We start from the raw sequence: 308 nt of genomic DNA, 5'->3' as shown, positions 1-308 counted from the left end.
CAGGTCGTGGGCATCGTCGCCAACCAGCCGCAGTCCCTGGCCGGGGTGCTGGACATCGAGGCCAGCGAGAAGGCGGCCCGGTTTGTGCAGATGTGCGACGCGTTCAACATCCCGATCTTCACTCTTTTGGACGTACCCGGGTTCCTACCGGGGGTCTCGCAGGAGCACGGTGGAATCATCCGGCACGGCGCGAAGCTGCTGTACGCGTACTGCAACGCGACGGTGCCGCGGATCTCACTGATCCTGCGCAAGGCCTACGGCGGCGCCTACATCGTCATGGACTCCCAGTCCATCGGCGCCGACCTGAC

General features: G+C 65.3%; 1 protein-coding gene. It reads left to right on the top strand.

Going from position 1 to position 308, the window contains the following annotated elements:
- The coding region (locus ADK54_RS18300) for a carboxyl transferase domain-containing protein (protein ID WP_324610172.1) at positions 1 to 308 on the top strand (308 nt) is incomplete at both ends.

The organism is Streptomyces sp. WM6378 (assembly GCF_001279695.1).
Classification (GTDB): domain Bacteria; phylum Actinomycetota; class Actinomycetes; order Streptomycetales; family Streptomycetaceae; genus Streptomyces.
Note: the sequence above shows the minus strand (reverse complement) of the source record. Positions and strands in the feature narration are given on the sequence as shown.